Here is an 11,879-nt window from a genome sequence, read left to right on the forward strand (position 1 = left end):
CACCCACCAGCACCACCCTGTGGGCTGCGAGATCGACTGACCGACAGCTAGAAGAAACTGGCTCTAGAACTGCCTGGACCGGCTATCGGGGACCTGCCAATTGGCTTGGATGTATGCACCAACCCGCGCCGGGTCGGTAGTCCGGCCGTGACGCGGTTGTGCACCAACCACGATGCCGTTGTCGTCTACGCCAACCAACAGAACGCCTCCGTCGCCGTTGGCGAGACAGGCGACAGCCTTCGTGAGCTCCTTGTCGTTGATATCCGAACGCTTGAACTCAGTGGTGAAGTTCTCGCCGTCGGCTATGAGAGCGCGCGTGTCCATAAGAAGATTATGCATAAGTATGACATGGGAGAGCCTGTACCTACTGGAGTCATAACTTTTAAACGCTATGGCGCGCCGTACAGACCGCCCTTCCGAAAGGACGACACCGTGCCGTTAGCTCTACTTCCATCGACAAAGCGCGACCCCGGCCGGTCGCGGTACGACCAAACAGATGCAGGATCTCGACCGGGTTGTCGTCAGCCGCTCCGTACCAGTAAGGAGTCGTCGGATCGAACTGGGCCGTCTCGTCGGGTCCTAGGACGTGCTCGGCGTCGAGCATGATTGTCAGGCAATCGCGAACTGGAAGTGGTGTCTATGAGCGAATCGAACAACCGTGAGGACCTGCGGGTCCTCCTGCTCGGCGGGCGCGGTGCGGTGGGCGCCGTCGTAAGACGCGAGCTCGAGGTGGATGGCCATCTCGTGACCACGACGAGCCGAGCAGCGAGCGCCGATGTTCGGCTCGATCTACGCGAGGATCTCGCGGCACTACGCGACCTCGCCGCTGGACATGACGTCGTCGTCAATGCGTCCGGCGTCGAACGCGCGGAACTCGGCACCGCGATCGGACCAACGCCGCTCGTGGACATCTCGGCGTCTGGCGCCTACCTCGATGCGTTGCGTGCGACCGCGGCCGGACCCATCGTCCTGGGGGCAGGCCTCGCGCCCGGGCTCAGCACGATCCTGACCGCCGCACTCGATTCTCGGCCCGGCGACGACCTCGACGTGCTCGTGATGCTGGGGGCGGGGGAGAAACATGGCCCGGCGGCGGTCGCGTGGACGGTCGGTCTGATCGGCACCGATGTCCACCGCCCGCCCGAAGGCGGGAAAGTCCGCAACCTCGGTGAGACCCGGCGCGCCACCGGACCCGACGGACATGGCAGACGATATCTGCGCGCGGACTTCCCCGACCATGTCCTTCTCGACAACCGGCCGGGTCACATCCGCTCGTATCTCACTCTCAGCTCGGCCCCGATGACCGCGGCGCTCGGCCTGATCGGGCGGGTGCCGGCGTTGCGCGGCACGCTGACGTGGGCGCCTCCCCTTGGTTCCGATGCCTGGCACGTCATCGCCGAGAATCGGCGCACCGGTGAGCGTCGGGAGGCCTCCGGGACGGGGCAGTCCGACGCCACGGGCCGACTGACGGCGCTGGCCGCCATCCGCGCCGCGACGGAACTCCATGGCGCCAAGAGAATAGTGACGATGGCCGACCTGGTCTCACTCGACGACGCGCTCTCGGTGCTGAGGTAGGTCCGCCCCTACGTCGCGGCGTATTCGACGATCGACACCCCGGTGTCGAAGTCGTGACCAGTGACGCGGCGAAACCTCCTGGGCGCGTACCGGCCGGGCGCCATCAGCGGAATTCCGCTCCCGAACATCACCGGCTGACGTTTGAGAACGAACCGGTCGATCTCCTCGGCCAGCTGCGTCGCGAGGTTGCCGCCGCCGCAGAGCCAGATGTCTTTCCCCTCGATCTGTTTGAGTTCGCGTACCACCTCGACCGGGTCGCGGTCGGTGAACGTCACACCGTCCACCGGGTCGCGTCGACGATGGGTGAAGACGTACTGGTCGAGGTGACGATACGGACTCGTCACCTCAGGCAACCCGGCGGCATAGGTACCGGCTCCCATCAGGACGGTGTCGAACATCCCTGTGCTCTGGTCGATCCCGCGTGCGGCGGCGTAGTCGGTCGGGATGGTGTCGGCGAACCGCTCGTTGATGCCGTCCATGTGATCGCCCTCCATCAGAAAGGCGTCGAACTGGCCGTCCGGTCCGGCGATATACCCGTCGAGACTCACGGCCACGTAGTACACGAGTTCACGCATGCTGTTCCCCAATCACTTCAGATGTAGTGGTTGAGAAACTACAACACATGTAGTGGTTGCGCTATCGTTTTCTCATGGCTCGCAACGATGACCGCCGACGGGCGCTGGCCGACGCGGGTCTCGAAGTGCTTGCCGACGCCGGCGCGCGGGGACTCACCCACCGCGCGGTGGACCGGGCGGCCGGCGTGCCCCTCGGTACGACGACGAACTACTTCCGTTCTCGCTCAGCACTTCTCACCGGATTGGTGGAGCGCATCTACGAGCGACTGGCACCGAGCGACGAGTTCATCGCTGAGCGGGCCGGACGCACACCGACGCGGGAGCTCTTCGCCGAGTATCTCCGCAACATCGTCGAGCGTCTGATGGCAAACCGGACTGTCACCATCGCACTGATCGAACTCCGGTTGGAAGGAATTCGACGCCCTGAGGTCGCGGAGATCATCGGCGAATGGCGTCGGACCGGGTTCACCGGGGACGTGGCGTTCAATGAACAAGCCGGCCTGGCGGGGACGGCCCGGGAGATCGCCCTCTTCCACTACGCCGTCGACGGCCTCCTGCTGGACCAGCTGACCGGTCCGCTGCTCCCGGATGTGCCGGTCGACGACATCGTCGACGCGCTGGTCGACGGGTTGCTGCCGGGCTGAGATCACGCCGTCCGACTCCGGCTCCGGGTCGACGATGGCCGGGAATGGCACCCGCTACCGTGAATAGGTGGACCGAGACCTGCTCGACGGACGCTACGAGATCCGGGGAGTTCTCGGACGCGGTGGCATGGCGGTGGTCCACGACGGGTGGGACCGGCGACTCCACCGGTCGGTCGCCATCAAACTACTGCGCTCAGAGCCGGAGACCCCGACGGTCGCACGTGACCGGTTCATCGCAGAGGCGCGGGCGGCCGCCGCGCTCAACCACCCCAACATCGTCGCCGTCCACGATTTCGGCGAGCACGACGGAACGCCGTACATCGTGATGGAACGGCTGAGTGGCACAACGGTCGGCGATCTCATGGCCGGCGGGCCGTTGCCGCCCCACCGCGTCGCCGCGATCCTCGAGGACGTCCTGGCCGCCCTGTACGCCGCCCATTCCGCCGGGGTGCTGCACCGCGACATCAAACCCGCGAACTTGCTGATGTCCGGCGACCGGGTGAAGGTTGCCGATCTCGGCATCGCCAAGACGGCCGGGATGGCGCACACGGCGACGGGAGAAGTGGTCGGAACCATCTGTTACCTCAGTCCCGGTCGCGTGTTGGGCCGGGCGGCGACACCGGCCGACGATCTCTACGCGGCTGCGGTCGTCGCATATGAGGCTCTGACGGGTCGCCGCGCGTACGACCACGACAACCCTGCCGCCGTCGCGCACGCGATCCTGCACGCGCCGCCGCCACTGCTGGCCGACATCCGTCCGGATGTCGCGCCGGCACTGCGCGAGACGATCGACCGGGCCATGCGTCCGGGTGACACCGTGCCGTTTCCGAGTGCTGCGGCGATGAGCGCGGCGCTGGCCGGGCATGGCGACCACATGGGCCCGGACGGGACGAGTCGGCTCACGGCGCCGATGCCGCCACCGTCCCCGCCAACTCGCACCGCCTCGGGGACGGCTTCGCTTCCGGAAGGGCCGAACCGCTCCCGACGTCGAACGTCGATCGCGGTGCTGGGCGGCGCCGCCGCTCTTCTGACCGCCCTTCTCGTCGCCGTCGTCGTCATCGCCACCGGATCCGACGACGACACCCCAGTTCCGGCGACCCCGACCTCCCTGCCGGCCGCCGAGTCCTCGACCACCGAATCACGGCCGACTCCACCGCCGAGCACGATCGACGCGCCCGCGCCGATCCCTCTGCCGACCGGCGCGACGGAGATCGACACCCCCCAGACCGAGGAGGGACCGGCCGGAAGCGGCGGAAACGGGCGGGGCAACAGCGGTGGTGGCAACGGCGGTGGTGGCAAGAGCGAGAACAAGGGGAACGGGAAACCGAAGGACGACAAGAACTGACGTCGCCCATCGACGTCCCTCAGTCGTCCTTGTTCAGGTGCGCATAGCGCCGGCGGAACTTCTCGACCCGGCCGGCGACGTCGGTGATGGTGTTGACCCCGGTGTAGAACGGATGCGAGTCGCTGGTGACATCGACGGTGATGAGCGGGTACTCGTTGCCGTCGGACCAGGTGACGGTCGTCGACGATGTCGCCGTCGATCGGGTGAGGAACTCCTTGCCCGTCGAACCGTCGCGGATGACGACGGGGTGGTAATCGGGGTGGATGCCCTTCTTCATGTGGGTCCTTTCCGGTGAGATGCGGGTCGGTGCGGGTCAGTTGTCCCGGGGATCAGCGTCGACGCCGGGGATTGCGTCCACGGTCGACTCGCCGACGTCGAGGTCATCGCACGGGTCGGCGTGGAACTGCCCGAAGGGATCGTCGAAGGTCGACCAGAACTGTTGTCCGGCAGCGAATTCGACCTCGTTCAGGCAGGCGCCGCGGAGGGCCTCCTCGATCTCCGTGGGGTCGCCCTGGTGGACGAGCGCGACGAGCGAGGTGTGCCGATCGCCGAAGGTCTCGTCCCAGCGCAGTGCACCGAGAGCCCGTCGCTCGTCGGGTACCTGCACGAGTTCGTCGTCGGTCATCGAGGCGAGCCAGGGACCGCCGTGCGCGACGCGGAGTCCGCCGCCGGCCGACTCGAGCCAGAGCGCCTCGTCGGGTTGGGTGGCGATCCAGAGTCGCCCGCGGGCACAGACGACCCCGTCGAGGAGGGCGTCGATCGCCTCGTGAAAGCGACCCGGGTGCAGCGGTCGATCGCTGTGGAACTCGACCCACGTGACCCCGCAGTCGGATTCCAGTGGCGGCTCGCCCGCCAGGAGAGGGTCGTGTGGACCGTCGATGCGTCCGCGACGTGAACGGGGCGGTACCGCGGCGAGCAGTTGTTCGGCGAGGACGGGTGTGATCGGGCGCTGCGGCAACTCGAACATCATCGGGACGTTCGGCGCGAGCCGTTTGAGGACGGCGACGAGTCGCGCGGACGCCCAGGCGTCGCGGACGGTCGGGTCGCATGCCGCGACCACCAGCGCGTCGGCAAAAGCGACCTGACCGACCGCCACCTGAGCGAGGGTGCGGTCGTCGTCGAGTGCGACGTGCCCACCTTCGGTGAGTGAGAGATCGCCGGTCGCCGAGGTCAGCCAATCATCCTCGGCCACACAGGCAACGGTGAGATCGACGCGGACGTCGGCGGCCGCCGGGGCGTCGTCGAACCCCGGCATGTCCGAGACGATGACGTTCTCGATCGACCAGGCGACCTGCTCGGGTTCGAGGACGGGATCGAGTGTGAGGACGATCCGGTTCACCGACGGTCGACGATGCAGCCGCCGCAGCAGAGGGAGCAGGTCTTCGCGCAGGGTGCACGAGATGCAACCGTGGGCCAGTTCCACGATGCAGACGTCATGGTGGCTGCGACCGTCGGGACCCCGCCAGCTGAGGGTCCGGACGACGCGGCCGTCCTCGACCTGTGTCAGGTCGTGGTGGACCTGGACGCTGCCGACGCCGCCGCACTCCAACGCGTCGCCCACCCGGTGGATCGACGACGCGTCGAGCCCGGTGACCAGCACGATCGGGGTCCGTTGCTCGCCCGGGGTGTCCTGCGGGTGGTTCGCGGGTTGATCGTCGAGCACGACTCCACTCCGTTCTATTGAGAATGATTTCCATTTGTGCTCCGACGACGGTACCGTGGCCGCACAGTTAATGCCAATCATTGTCGATAAGAACAGGAGGCAGCATGTCCAAGAGGTGCCAGGTCACCGGTCGGGTACCCGGCTTCGGCAAGCAGGTGTCGCATTCGCACAAACGGACGTCGCGCCGGTGGGACCCGAACATCCAGCGCCGCCGCTACTACGTGCCCAGCGAGGGGCGGTACGTGACGCTGCGCGTGAGCGCCAAGGGGATCTCGACGATCGACAAGCACGGCATCGAGTCGGTGCTGCGCAAGATCCGTGCCCGAGGGGAGAAGGTCTGATGGCGCGCAACGAGATCCGGCCCATCGTCAAACTGCGTTCCACCGCCGGGACCGGATACACCTATGTGACCCGGAAGAACCGCCGCAACGATCCCGACCGGATGGTGCTGCGCAAGTACGACCCCATCGCCCGCGCCCACGTCGACTTCCGAGAGGACCGCTGATGGCCAAGAAGTCCAAGATCGTCCGCAACGAACAGCGCCGCGAGGTCGTCGCGCGGTATGCCGACCTCCGCGCCGAACTGAAGCGCGCGAGCGTTGCAGCCAGTTCGACGCCCGAGGAGCGTTCGGAAGCGCTACGACGCCTACAACGGCTGCCGCGCAACGCAAGTCCGACTCGACTGCGCAACCGGGATGCCGTCGACGGCCGGCCCCGCGGGTACATCGGCAAGGCGGGCCTGTCGCGCGTGCGGTTCCGCGAACTCGCGCACCGCGGCGAACTACCCGGAATCCAGAAGTCCAGCTGGTGATCCGGACCCACGAGAACGAGGAACAGTGATGGCCAACAGAAGACAGCGTCAGCGCGAGGAAGTGCCGGCGAAGCGCAAGCGGAACCTGCTCATCGCACAAGGCGTGCGGGTCGACGGTCGTAATCCCGTGGACTACAAGGATGTCGCATTGCTGCGGCAGTTCCTGTCCGACAAGGGCAGAATCCGCAGCCGACGCCTCACGGGGCTGAGCCCGCAGGAGCAGCGCCAGGTCGCCACGGCGATCCGCAACGCGCGAGAGATGGCGTTGCTGCCGTACGACTCTCGGCACTGAGAACGAGCGCGACGCCTGCCCCCGTGTGGGGCAGGCGTCGCGCTCGGTGGTGAGTGCCCTGCTACTTGGAACCCTGCGGCACGTTCTCGAGGCGATCCAGCAGGGTGCGTGCCAAGGATTCCGACGACGCGGGATTCTGGCCGGTCAGCAGGTTGCCGTCGGTCTCGATGTGGACCGTCCACGGTTCGGCGAGGGTGACCTTGAACCCCGCCTGGGTGAGCCGATCCTGGAGGAGCCAGGGAGCTTTGTCGGCGAGCCCGGCCTGTTCCTCCTCGGCGTTGCTGAAGCCGGTCACCGTGCGGCCGGCGAACGCGTTGACTCCGTCGGAGTTGTTCGCCGCCAACAGGATCGCCGGACCGTGACAGACGATCCCGAGCGGCAGTTGCGCCTCGTCGGCCGCTATCAGCAGAGCTCCGGCGTCCGCGTCGACGGCCAGGTCCTCCATGGGTCCGTGGCCGCCCGGCACGAACACGGCGTCGTAGTCGGCGATGCGAACGTCGGTGAGCGCGATCGGCTTCTGCAGCTCCGGAGCGGTCTCCACGACGTGGCGGATCTCCGCGGCGCGCTCAGGTGTGCCGATGCTCTCGACCGCGAGGCTCGTCTCGTCGACGGGTGGTTTCGCGCCGTTCGGAGTGGCTACGGTCACCTTGTAGCCGGCTGCGCGGAACACTTCCAGCGGCGCGACGGCCTCCTCGGCCCAGAACCCGGTCTTGTGGCTCGAGCCGTCATTCAGCGTCCAGCTGCCGGCGCCGGTCATGATGAAGAGGATGTTGCGTGTCATCTGAACCTCCTGTGTCCAGGTAGACGGTGTCGGTCTCCGACCGCCAACGTAGAGAACAACCGCGGCCTCGGCCACGGCCCAGGTCAGGGCGGGGGAGACGGGTCAGGTCACGTCAGCCCGGTGAGTTCTGCCGATCGCTGCCACAACCCGTCGATCAGCTTCTGGTCATGGGCCTGACGGTTCTCCCGACCATTGGCCTTGTGGCGATCGAAGTACACACCGTTGACCGTCGGGTCGGCGCCGCGCTCGGCCAGGGCGATGAGCGGGGCAGCTCCCTGCTCGGGGGTGATGGTCACCAGGCGCGTCAGCGGAGACCGGTAGGCGAGCCCGACGAACCGTGAGTCGCGGCCGAAGCTCGTCGCCGCCGGACCGGGATGCACTGCGGCGGAATAGATCTTGTCACCGGTCCAGCGATGCGCGATCCCCCGTGTGAACAGGATGTTCATCAGCTTGGCCGTACCGTAGGGCCGCATCGCGAGGGTCCGTCGCTTCTCGAAATCCAGGTCGTCGAGGTCGACCTTTCCGAAGAGGTTGCCGACGCTGGACGTGTTCAGGACGAGCGATTGTGGGGCAGCGGCCAACCGGTCCCGCAGCAGGTGGGTCAGCAGGAACGGTGCGAGATGGTTGATCTGGAAGTTGGGTTCGTGCCCGTCGGACGTGCGGTGCGACGCGTCGAACGTCCCGCCCGCGTTGTTCATGAGTATGTCGATGGTTCCGACGGCGGAGTTGATCTCGGCGGCGAGATCCCGCACCTCCGAGAGCGCGGAGAAGTCGGCGGTGAACTGCCGCGCACCGGTCTCGGCGGCGATCGGCGCCAGCTTCTTCGCCGAGCGTCCGACGAGGACGAGGTCGGTGTCGGGTCCGGCCAGGGAACGCGCGGCGATCGCGCCGATCCCGTCGCTGGCGCCGGTGAGGACGATGGTGCGTTTCTGTCCGGAGGGGGTGTCACTGGCCATCGGTCGTGCCCTCCGATCCGCCGACCGCGTGACCCTCGTCAGTGTGGTCGGCCGGTGGCTGTGCTCCGTCGTAAGACGCCTTGTCTTCCCGGATTCGGTCGGTCTCGCCGATCTCGGTGTCCCCTGCGGTGGGCAGTGCCGAGGCCGGCCCGTCATTCTCGTCTGGGTCGCTCCGCATGTCGGGGTCGGCCTTCACTTCGTCGTCGGTCGTGGTCCAGGTGGGCTTCTCGTTGTCCGGCATCTCTCCACCTTGCCCCAAGACGCGGGATTTCACACCGCCCTTGACTTCAACTGAACTTGAGGTTGTGTGCTCGTCGTCGTGACCACACTCGACCCGGCGAGCCGGCGCATCGGCCTCATCCTCGTCGTCCCGACTCTCATGGTGATGCTCGACGTGACGGTCGTGACCGTCGCGCTCCCGCAACTGACCACCGAATTCGACGCGCCGCTGTCCAGCGTGCAGTGGGTGACCACCGCGTATGCACTGGCCCTTGTCGCGGTCATGCCGCTGTCGGCCTACGCCAGCAACCGCTTCGGCGGCCGACGGGTCTACTGCGCGGCCCTCCTGGTCTTCGTTCTCGGTTCGCTCCTCACCGCCCTGTCCTGGAACATCGGCAGTCTCATCGTCTTTCGTGCACTCCAGGGGCTCGGTGGTGGGATGCTGCAACCCGTCGGCATGGCCATTGCGCTGCAGGCGGTGCCGGAGGCGCTGCGCGGTCGGATGATGGCCATCCTGGGACTGCCCACCCTCGTCGGTCCCGTGCTCGGTCCGGTGCTGGGCGGCGTACTCGTCGACCACGGCAGCTGGCGTGTCGTCTTCGCGGTGAACGTGCCCCTCGGCCTGATCGCGGCGGTCCTGGCGTGGCGGTTCTTCCCCCGAACCGCCACGCGCGGCGTGCCGCGAATCGACCTGCGAGCCGTGGCGGCGCTGTCCCCGGGCGGGGCGTTCCTGGTTCTCGGCCTGGCCCGCGCCGGGGACACCGGGTCGCTGCTCGCGGCATCGATCCTGGTCCCCGTCGGTATCGGACTGGTCCTGCTGGGCTACTTCGTCCGACGATCGCTGCGCAGCCGCACGCCCGTCCTGGATCTCCGGCTGTTGGCGCACGCTCGGCTGCGCGGTGGCGTCGTGGTGATGATCTTCTTCGCCGGGGCGTACTTCGGGTCGATGACGATCCTGCCCATCTACGTCCAGTCGGTCCGGTCCGATTCGGCAACGACCGCGGGCATGCTGTTCGTCGTCCCCGCGCTCCTGAGCGGCGTCACTCTCCAGATCGCCACGCGGGTCGCCGATTCCGTGGACCCGCGACGGGTTGCGATGTGCGGCATCGTGCTGTCGACGACGGCGATGATTCTGATGGCCACGCTGCTCGACGAGTCGACCCCTTACCCGGCCGTCGTCGCGATCCTCGCTCTCATGGGGATCGGTGTCGGCGCGACGATGCTGCCCACCATGACGGCCGCCACCCGCGACCTCGAGGGCGCAGACACCCCGGGCGGCACGACCATCCTCACGACCTCGAACCAGTTCGCCGTCGCGCTGGCGTCGGCCGCGATCACGGCCATCATTGCGGCCCTGATGAATTCGCGCAGTACGGCGGTCGACGGTCGGGGAGTGGCGGGTGCGATGTCATTGAGTCCCGCCGAACGCATCGACGCTGCGCCCGAGTTGGCCTCGGCGATCGCCGACACGTACCTCCTCACGGCCGGTCTCCTCGTGTGTGCCCTCCTCGCGGCCGTGTTCGTGATGCCGGCGCGGGGGACCCTTCGAGACGCTCGCAAGCTCGCTCCTCAGGGAGCAGGGGTGACGTGTTCGCTCCTCAGGGGCCGGATGGGCGGCTCGCCGCTTGTGAGTCCGGCTCAGGCGATGAACAGAATCCACCCGTAGACGAGCAGCCCGAAGACGAAGACCCCGGCGTAGGCCCAGCCGACCCAGATGGCGGCGGTGGCGAAGGGGAGACCCACCTCGCGACGCTGCCGGATCTGGGTGCGCGCACGGTATCCGAGGACCAGTCCCACGATGAAGGTGATCCCGAGGATCGACAACGCCAGGGCCCACAACGCCATCCGACTGACGCGCGGACCGGCACCGGACTGGGGAGCCACGCTGTCCTCCGAACTTTTGGCGGGTTCGACTGCTGAGTAGGCCTGGGTCGCCGGGGAGGCAGGGCCCGAGGTCTCGGTGTCCGGGCGGTCGGCGACAGCGGGTGTGCCGGCCGCGGCGGGACCGTCCACGACGCGCGTGTCGGGAGACGGATCGCCGGACAGACCGACTGCCAGCCCGCCCGCACCCACCACCTGTGTCGCGTGATCGTCCCGGTCGGAATCCCGACCGGCGGAGTCGGGTCGTCCGCCCGGGGCTGCACCCGGCCGGGGCCCGGCGAAGGGTGGACGGGAGCCATCTGTGGGCCTATTGCCTTGTGGCGGAGCGCCTTTCGCGAACGGCACTCCTCCCGGGCCCGGGCGTTGACCGGGTGGGGGTCGGCGTCCGGGCGGACCGGATGGCATCGGCGGTCGCGGACCCGGGCCGGACGAATTGCCGCCTGGGCGCTGCACGGTGGGGTTGGCGCCCGCCACCGGCCCGGCCGGCACGGGCCCGGGGCCGCTCGGCCGCGGACGCGGCGCACCGGGCGGGTGCGGTCCCCCGGAGGGACCAGACGTCCCGAACGAGTCACCGCGCGGCGGGGCCGGTCGCCGGCCCGGCGGGGGCCCGGGTCTGGTGGGTGGTCGACCCCCCGGCGGCGGCGTGAAGCCACCGCGGGGCGCCGGCCGGCCGTCGGAACGGTCGGGAGCGTCGGCTCCCTGCGACGAGGTCGGCGAGCCCGCAGGTCGTGCGGGGGACCGTTCCCACGGCGCCGGGTTGCTCGTCGGTGCGGAGCTCTCGGGCGCCGACCAGGACTCGCGGGTCCGGTCGTCTGCGCCGCCGGACCCCGGCGGCGGGTTCGGGGAGCGCTCGTCGTCTGAGGTCACGAGACCAAATTACCCGTGCGTGGCGAGCGGCCCGGTGTCGCGTCGGCCGCGGCGGGTCACGAAGCCTGCGTCTCGGTGCTCTCGGCGAGCGCCTCGCGGACCTCCTCGATCCGCGGGACGGTCGGGGACACCGGGGCCACCACGCGTCGGGCGCGACGCAGCGAGCCGACGACGACGGCGGCGGTGACGGACGCGGCGACCACACCCAGCGCGGTCAAGAGGTAGTTCTTGGACATGGGCTCAAGAGTGCCAGCCGGTGTGCGCCGCTGCCACC

Annotated in this window: 17 protein-coding genes; 8 read left to right on the plus strand and 9 right to left on the minus strand. The window is 68.3% G+C overall.

Features of this window, described 5'->3' with window-relative positions; translation table 11 throughout:
- Positions 1-63 precede the first annotated feature (63 nt).
- A complete protein-coding gene (locus B1818_RS22380; RefSeq protein ID WP_078114085.1) occupies positions 64-324 on the minus strand; it encodes a helix-turn-helix domain-containing protein in 261 nt (86 codons plus the stop codon).
- 315 nt (positions 325-639) lie between these two features.
- On the opposite strand from B1818_RS22380, the gene B1818_RS22390 reads away from it, so the two are divergent.
- Positions 640-1,572 carry a saccharopine dehydrogenase gene (locus tag B1818_RS22390; protein WP_078114057.1) on the plus strand — a complete coding sequence of 311 codons (933 nt, stop codon included), beginning with the start codon at positions 640-642 and terminating at the stop codon, positions 1,570-1,572.
- Positions 1,573-1,580: 8 nt separating this feature from the next.
- Here B1818_RS22390 and B1818_RS22395 read toward each other — a convergent pair whose 3' ends face one another.
- Positions 1,581-2,147, minus strand: a complete 567-nt coding sequence (locus tag B1818_RS22395; protein WP_078114058.1) for a dihydrofolate reductase family protein — start codon at positions 2,145-2,147, stop codon at positions 1,581-1,583.
- A gap of 74 nt (positions 2,148-2,221) precedes the next feature.
- On the opposite strand from B1818_RS22395, the gene B1818_RS22400 reads away from it, so the two are divergent.
- Both B1818_RS22400 and B1818_RS22405 read left to right on the plus strand, forming a co-directional pair.
- On the plus strand, positions 2,222-2,791 hold the full coding sequence (locus B1818_RS22400) for a TetR/AcrR family transcriptional regulator (protein WP_078114059.1): 570 nt from the start codon (positions 2,222-2,224) through the stop codon (positions 2,789-2,791).
- A 67-nt stretch (positions 2,792-2,858) separates the two neighbouring features.
- Positions 2,859-4,136 (plus strand): serine/threonine-protein kinase, encoded by a 1,278-nt coding sequence (locus tag B1818_RS22405; RefSeq protein ID WP_078114060.1) that lies wholly within the window; start codon positions 2,859-2,861, stop codon positions 4,134-4,136.
- A 19-nt stretch (positions 4,137-4,155) separates the two neighbouring features.
- Here B1818_RS22405 and B1818_RS22410 read toward each other — a convergent pair whose 3' ends face one another.
- Positions 4,156-4,413 carry a type B 50S ribosomal protein L31 gene (locus B1818_RS22410; protein ID WP_078114061.1) on the minus strand — a complete coding sequence of 86 codons (258 nt, stop codon included), beginning with the start codon at positions 4,411-4,413 and terminating at the stop codon, positions 4,156-4,158.
- Between the two features lie 36 nt (positions 4,414-4,449).
- Complete coding sequence (locus tag B1818_RS22415; RefSeq protein WP_078114062.1) at positions 4,450-5,799, minus strand: GTP-binding protein; 1,350 nt, start codon at positions 5,797-5,799, stop codon at positions 4,450-4,452.
- 104 nt (positions 5,800-5,903) lie between these two features.
- Between B1818_RS22415 and rpmB the strand changes: the two genes are divergently transcribed.
- Genes rpmB through rpsR form a run of 4 tightly spaced genes read left to right on the plus strand, consistent with a single transcriptional unit; the run spans position 5,904 to position 6,901 of the window.
- Positions 5,904-6,140 (plus strand): 50S ribosomal protein L28, encoded by a 237-nt coding sequence (rpmB, locus tag B1818_RS22420; protein WP_004020952.1) that lies wholly within the window; start codon positions 5,904-5,906, stop codon positions 6,138-6,140.
- On the plus strand, positions 6,140-6,304 hold the full coding sequence (rpmG, locus tag B1818_RS22425) for a 50S ribosomal protein L33 (protein WP_058253004.1): 165 nt from the start codon (positions 6,140-6,142) through the stop codon (positions 6,302-6,304). The genes rpmB and rpmG overlap by 1 nt, the downstream gene beginning before the upstream one ends.
- Positions 6,304-6,609 carry a 30S ribosomal protein S14 gene (rpsN, locus tag B1818_RS22430; RefSeq protein ID WP_058253005.1) on the plus strand — a complete coding sequence of 102 codons (306 nt, stop codon included), beginning with the start codon at positions 6,304-6,306 and terminating at the stop codon, positions 6,607-6,609. Before rpmG ends, rpsN begins: the two co-directional genes overlap by 1 nt.
- Before the next feature lie 28 nt (positions 6,610-6,637).
- Positions 6,638-6,901, plus strand: a complete 264-nt coding sequence (gene rpsR / locus B1818_RS22435) for a 30S ribosomal protein S18 (RefSeq protein ID WP_058253006.1) — start codon at positions 6,638-6,640, stop codon at positions 6,899-6,901.
- 61 nt (positions 6,902-6,962) lie between these two features.
- Here the strand turns inward: rpsR and B1818_RS22440 are convergent, their stop codons facing one another.
- The 3 genes from B1818_RS22440 to B1818_RS22450 all read right to left on the minus strand — a co-directional run bounded on the left by B1818_RS22440 (position 6,963) and on the right by B1818_RS22450 (position 8,879).
- Positions 6,963-7,682, minus strand: a complete 720-nt coding sequence (locus B1818_RS22440) for a type 1 glutamine amidotransferase domain-containing protein (protein WP_058253007.1) — start codon at positions 7,680-7,682, stop codon at positions 6,963-6,965.
- Positions 7,683-7,789: 107 nt separating this feature from the next.
- Positions 7,790-8,638: an SDR family NAD(P)-dependent oxidoreductase gene (locus tag B1818_RS22445; RefSeq protein WP_058253008.1), complete on the minus strand. Its 849-nt coding sequence runs from the start codon at positions 8,636-8,638 to the stop codon at positions 7,790-7,792.
- A complete protein-coding gene (locus B1818_RS22450) occupies positions 8,628-8,879 on the minus strand; it encodes a hypothetical protein (protein WP_058253009.1) in 252 nt (83 codons plus the stop codon). Before B1818_RS22450 ends, B1818_RS22445 begins: the two co-directional genes overlap by 11 nt.
- Before the next feature lie 78 nt (positions 8,880-8,957).
- On the opposite strand from B1818_RS22450, the gene B1818_RS22455 reads away from it, so the two are divergent.
- Positions 8,958-10,523: a DHA2 family efflux MFS transporter permease subunit gene (locus tag B1818_RS22455; protein ID WP_254859851.1), complete on the plus strand. Its 1,566-nt coding sequence runs from the start codon at positions 8,958-8,960 to the stop codon at positions 10,521-10,523.
- Here B1818_RS22455 and B1818_RS24605 read toward each other — a convergent pair.
- Positions 10,496-10,930, minus strand: coding sequence for a DUF4190 domain-containing protein (locus B1818_RS24605; RefSeq protein ID WP_254859854.1), 435 nt, complete (start codon positions 10,928-10,930; stop codon positions 10,496-10,498). The genes B1818_RS22455 and B1818_RS24605 overlap by 28 nt on opposite strands.
- 731 nt (positions 10,931-11,661) lie before the next feature.
- Positions 11,662-11,841: a hypothetical protein gene (locus B1818_RS24255; RefSeq protein ID WP_171011560.1), complete on the minus strand. Its 180-nt coding sequence runs from the start codon at positions 11,839-11,841 to the stop codon at positions 11,662-11,664.
- Between the last annotated feature and the right edge of the window lie 38 nt (positions 11,842-11,879).

The organism is Gordonia sp. IITR100 (assembly GCF_002009645.1).
Lineage (GTDB): Bacteria > Actinomycetota > Actinomycetes > Mycobacteriales > Mycobacteriaceae > Gordonia > Gordonia hongkongensis.

Excerpts from the sequence above, each read along its gene's own strand:
- B1818_RS22450 (WP_058253009.1), bottom strand. The coding sequence starts at position 8,879 with ATGCCGGACAACGAGAAGCCCACCTGGACCACGACCGACGACGAAGTG.
- rpsN (WP_058253005.1), top strand. The coding sequence starts at position 6,304 with ATGGCCAAGAAGTCCAAGATCGTCCGCAACGAACAGCGCCGCGAGGTC.
- B1818_RS22380 (WP_078114085.1), bottom strand. The coding sequence starts at position 324 with ATGGACACGCGCGCTCTCATAGCCGACGGCGAGAACTTCACCACTGAG.
- B1818_RS22445 (WP_058253008.1), bottom strand. The coding sequence starts at position 8,638 with ATGGCCAGTGACACCCCCTCCGGACAGAAACGCACCATCGTCCTCACC.
- B1818_RS24255 (WP_171011560.1), bottom strand. The coding sequence starts at position 11,841 with ATGTCCAAGAACTACCTCTTGACCGCGCTGGGTGTGGTCGCCGCGTCC.
- rpsR (WP_058253006.1), top strand. The coding sequence starts at position 6,638 with ATGGCCAACAGAAGACAGCGTCAGCGCGAGGAAGTGCCGGCGAAGCGC.
- rpmB (WP_004020952.1), top strand. The coding sequence starts at position 5,904 with ATGTCCAAGAGGTGCCAGGTCACCGGTCGGGTACCCGGCTTCGGCAAG.
- B1818_RS22395 (WP_078114058.1), bottom strand. The coding sequence starts at position 2,147 with ATGCGTGAACTCGTGTACTACGTGGCCGTGAGTCTCGACGGGTATATC.
- rpmG (WP_058253004.1), top strand. The coding sequence starts at position 6,140 with ATGGCGCGCAACGAGATCCGGCCCATCGTCAAACTGCGTTCCACCGCC.
- B1818_RS22400 (WP_078114059.1), top strand. The coding sequence starts at position 2,222 with ATGGCTCGCAACGATGACCGCCGACGGGCGCTGGCCGACGCGGGTCTC.
- B1818_RS22410 (WP_078114061.1), bottom strand. The coding sequence starts at position 4,413 with ATGAAGAAGGGCATCCACCCCGATTACCACCCCGTCGTCATCCGCGAC.
- B1818_RS22390 (WP_078114057.1), top strand. The coding sequence starts at position 640 with ATGAGCGAATCGAACAACCGTGAGGACCTGCGGGTCCTCCTGCTCGGC.
- B1818_RS22440 (WP_058253007.1), bottom strand. The coding sequence starts at position 7,682 with ATGACACGCAACATCCTCTTCATCATGACCGGCGCCGGCAGCTGGACG.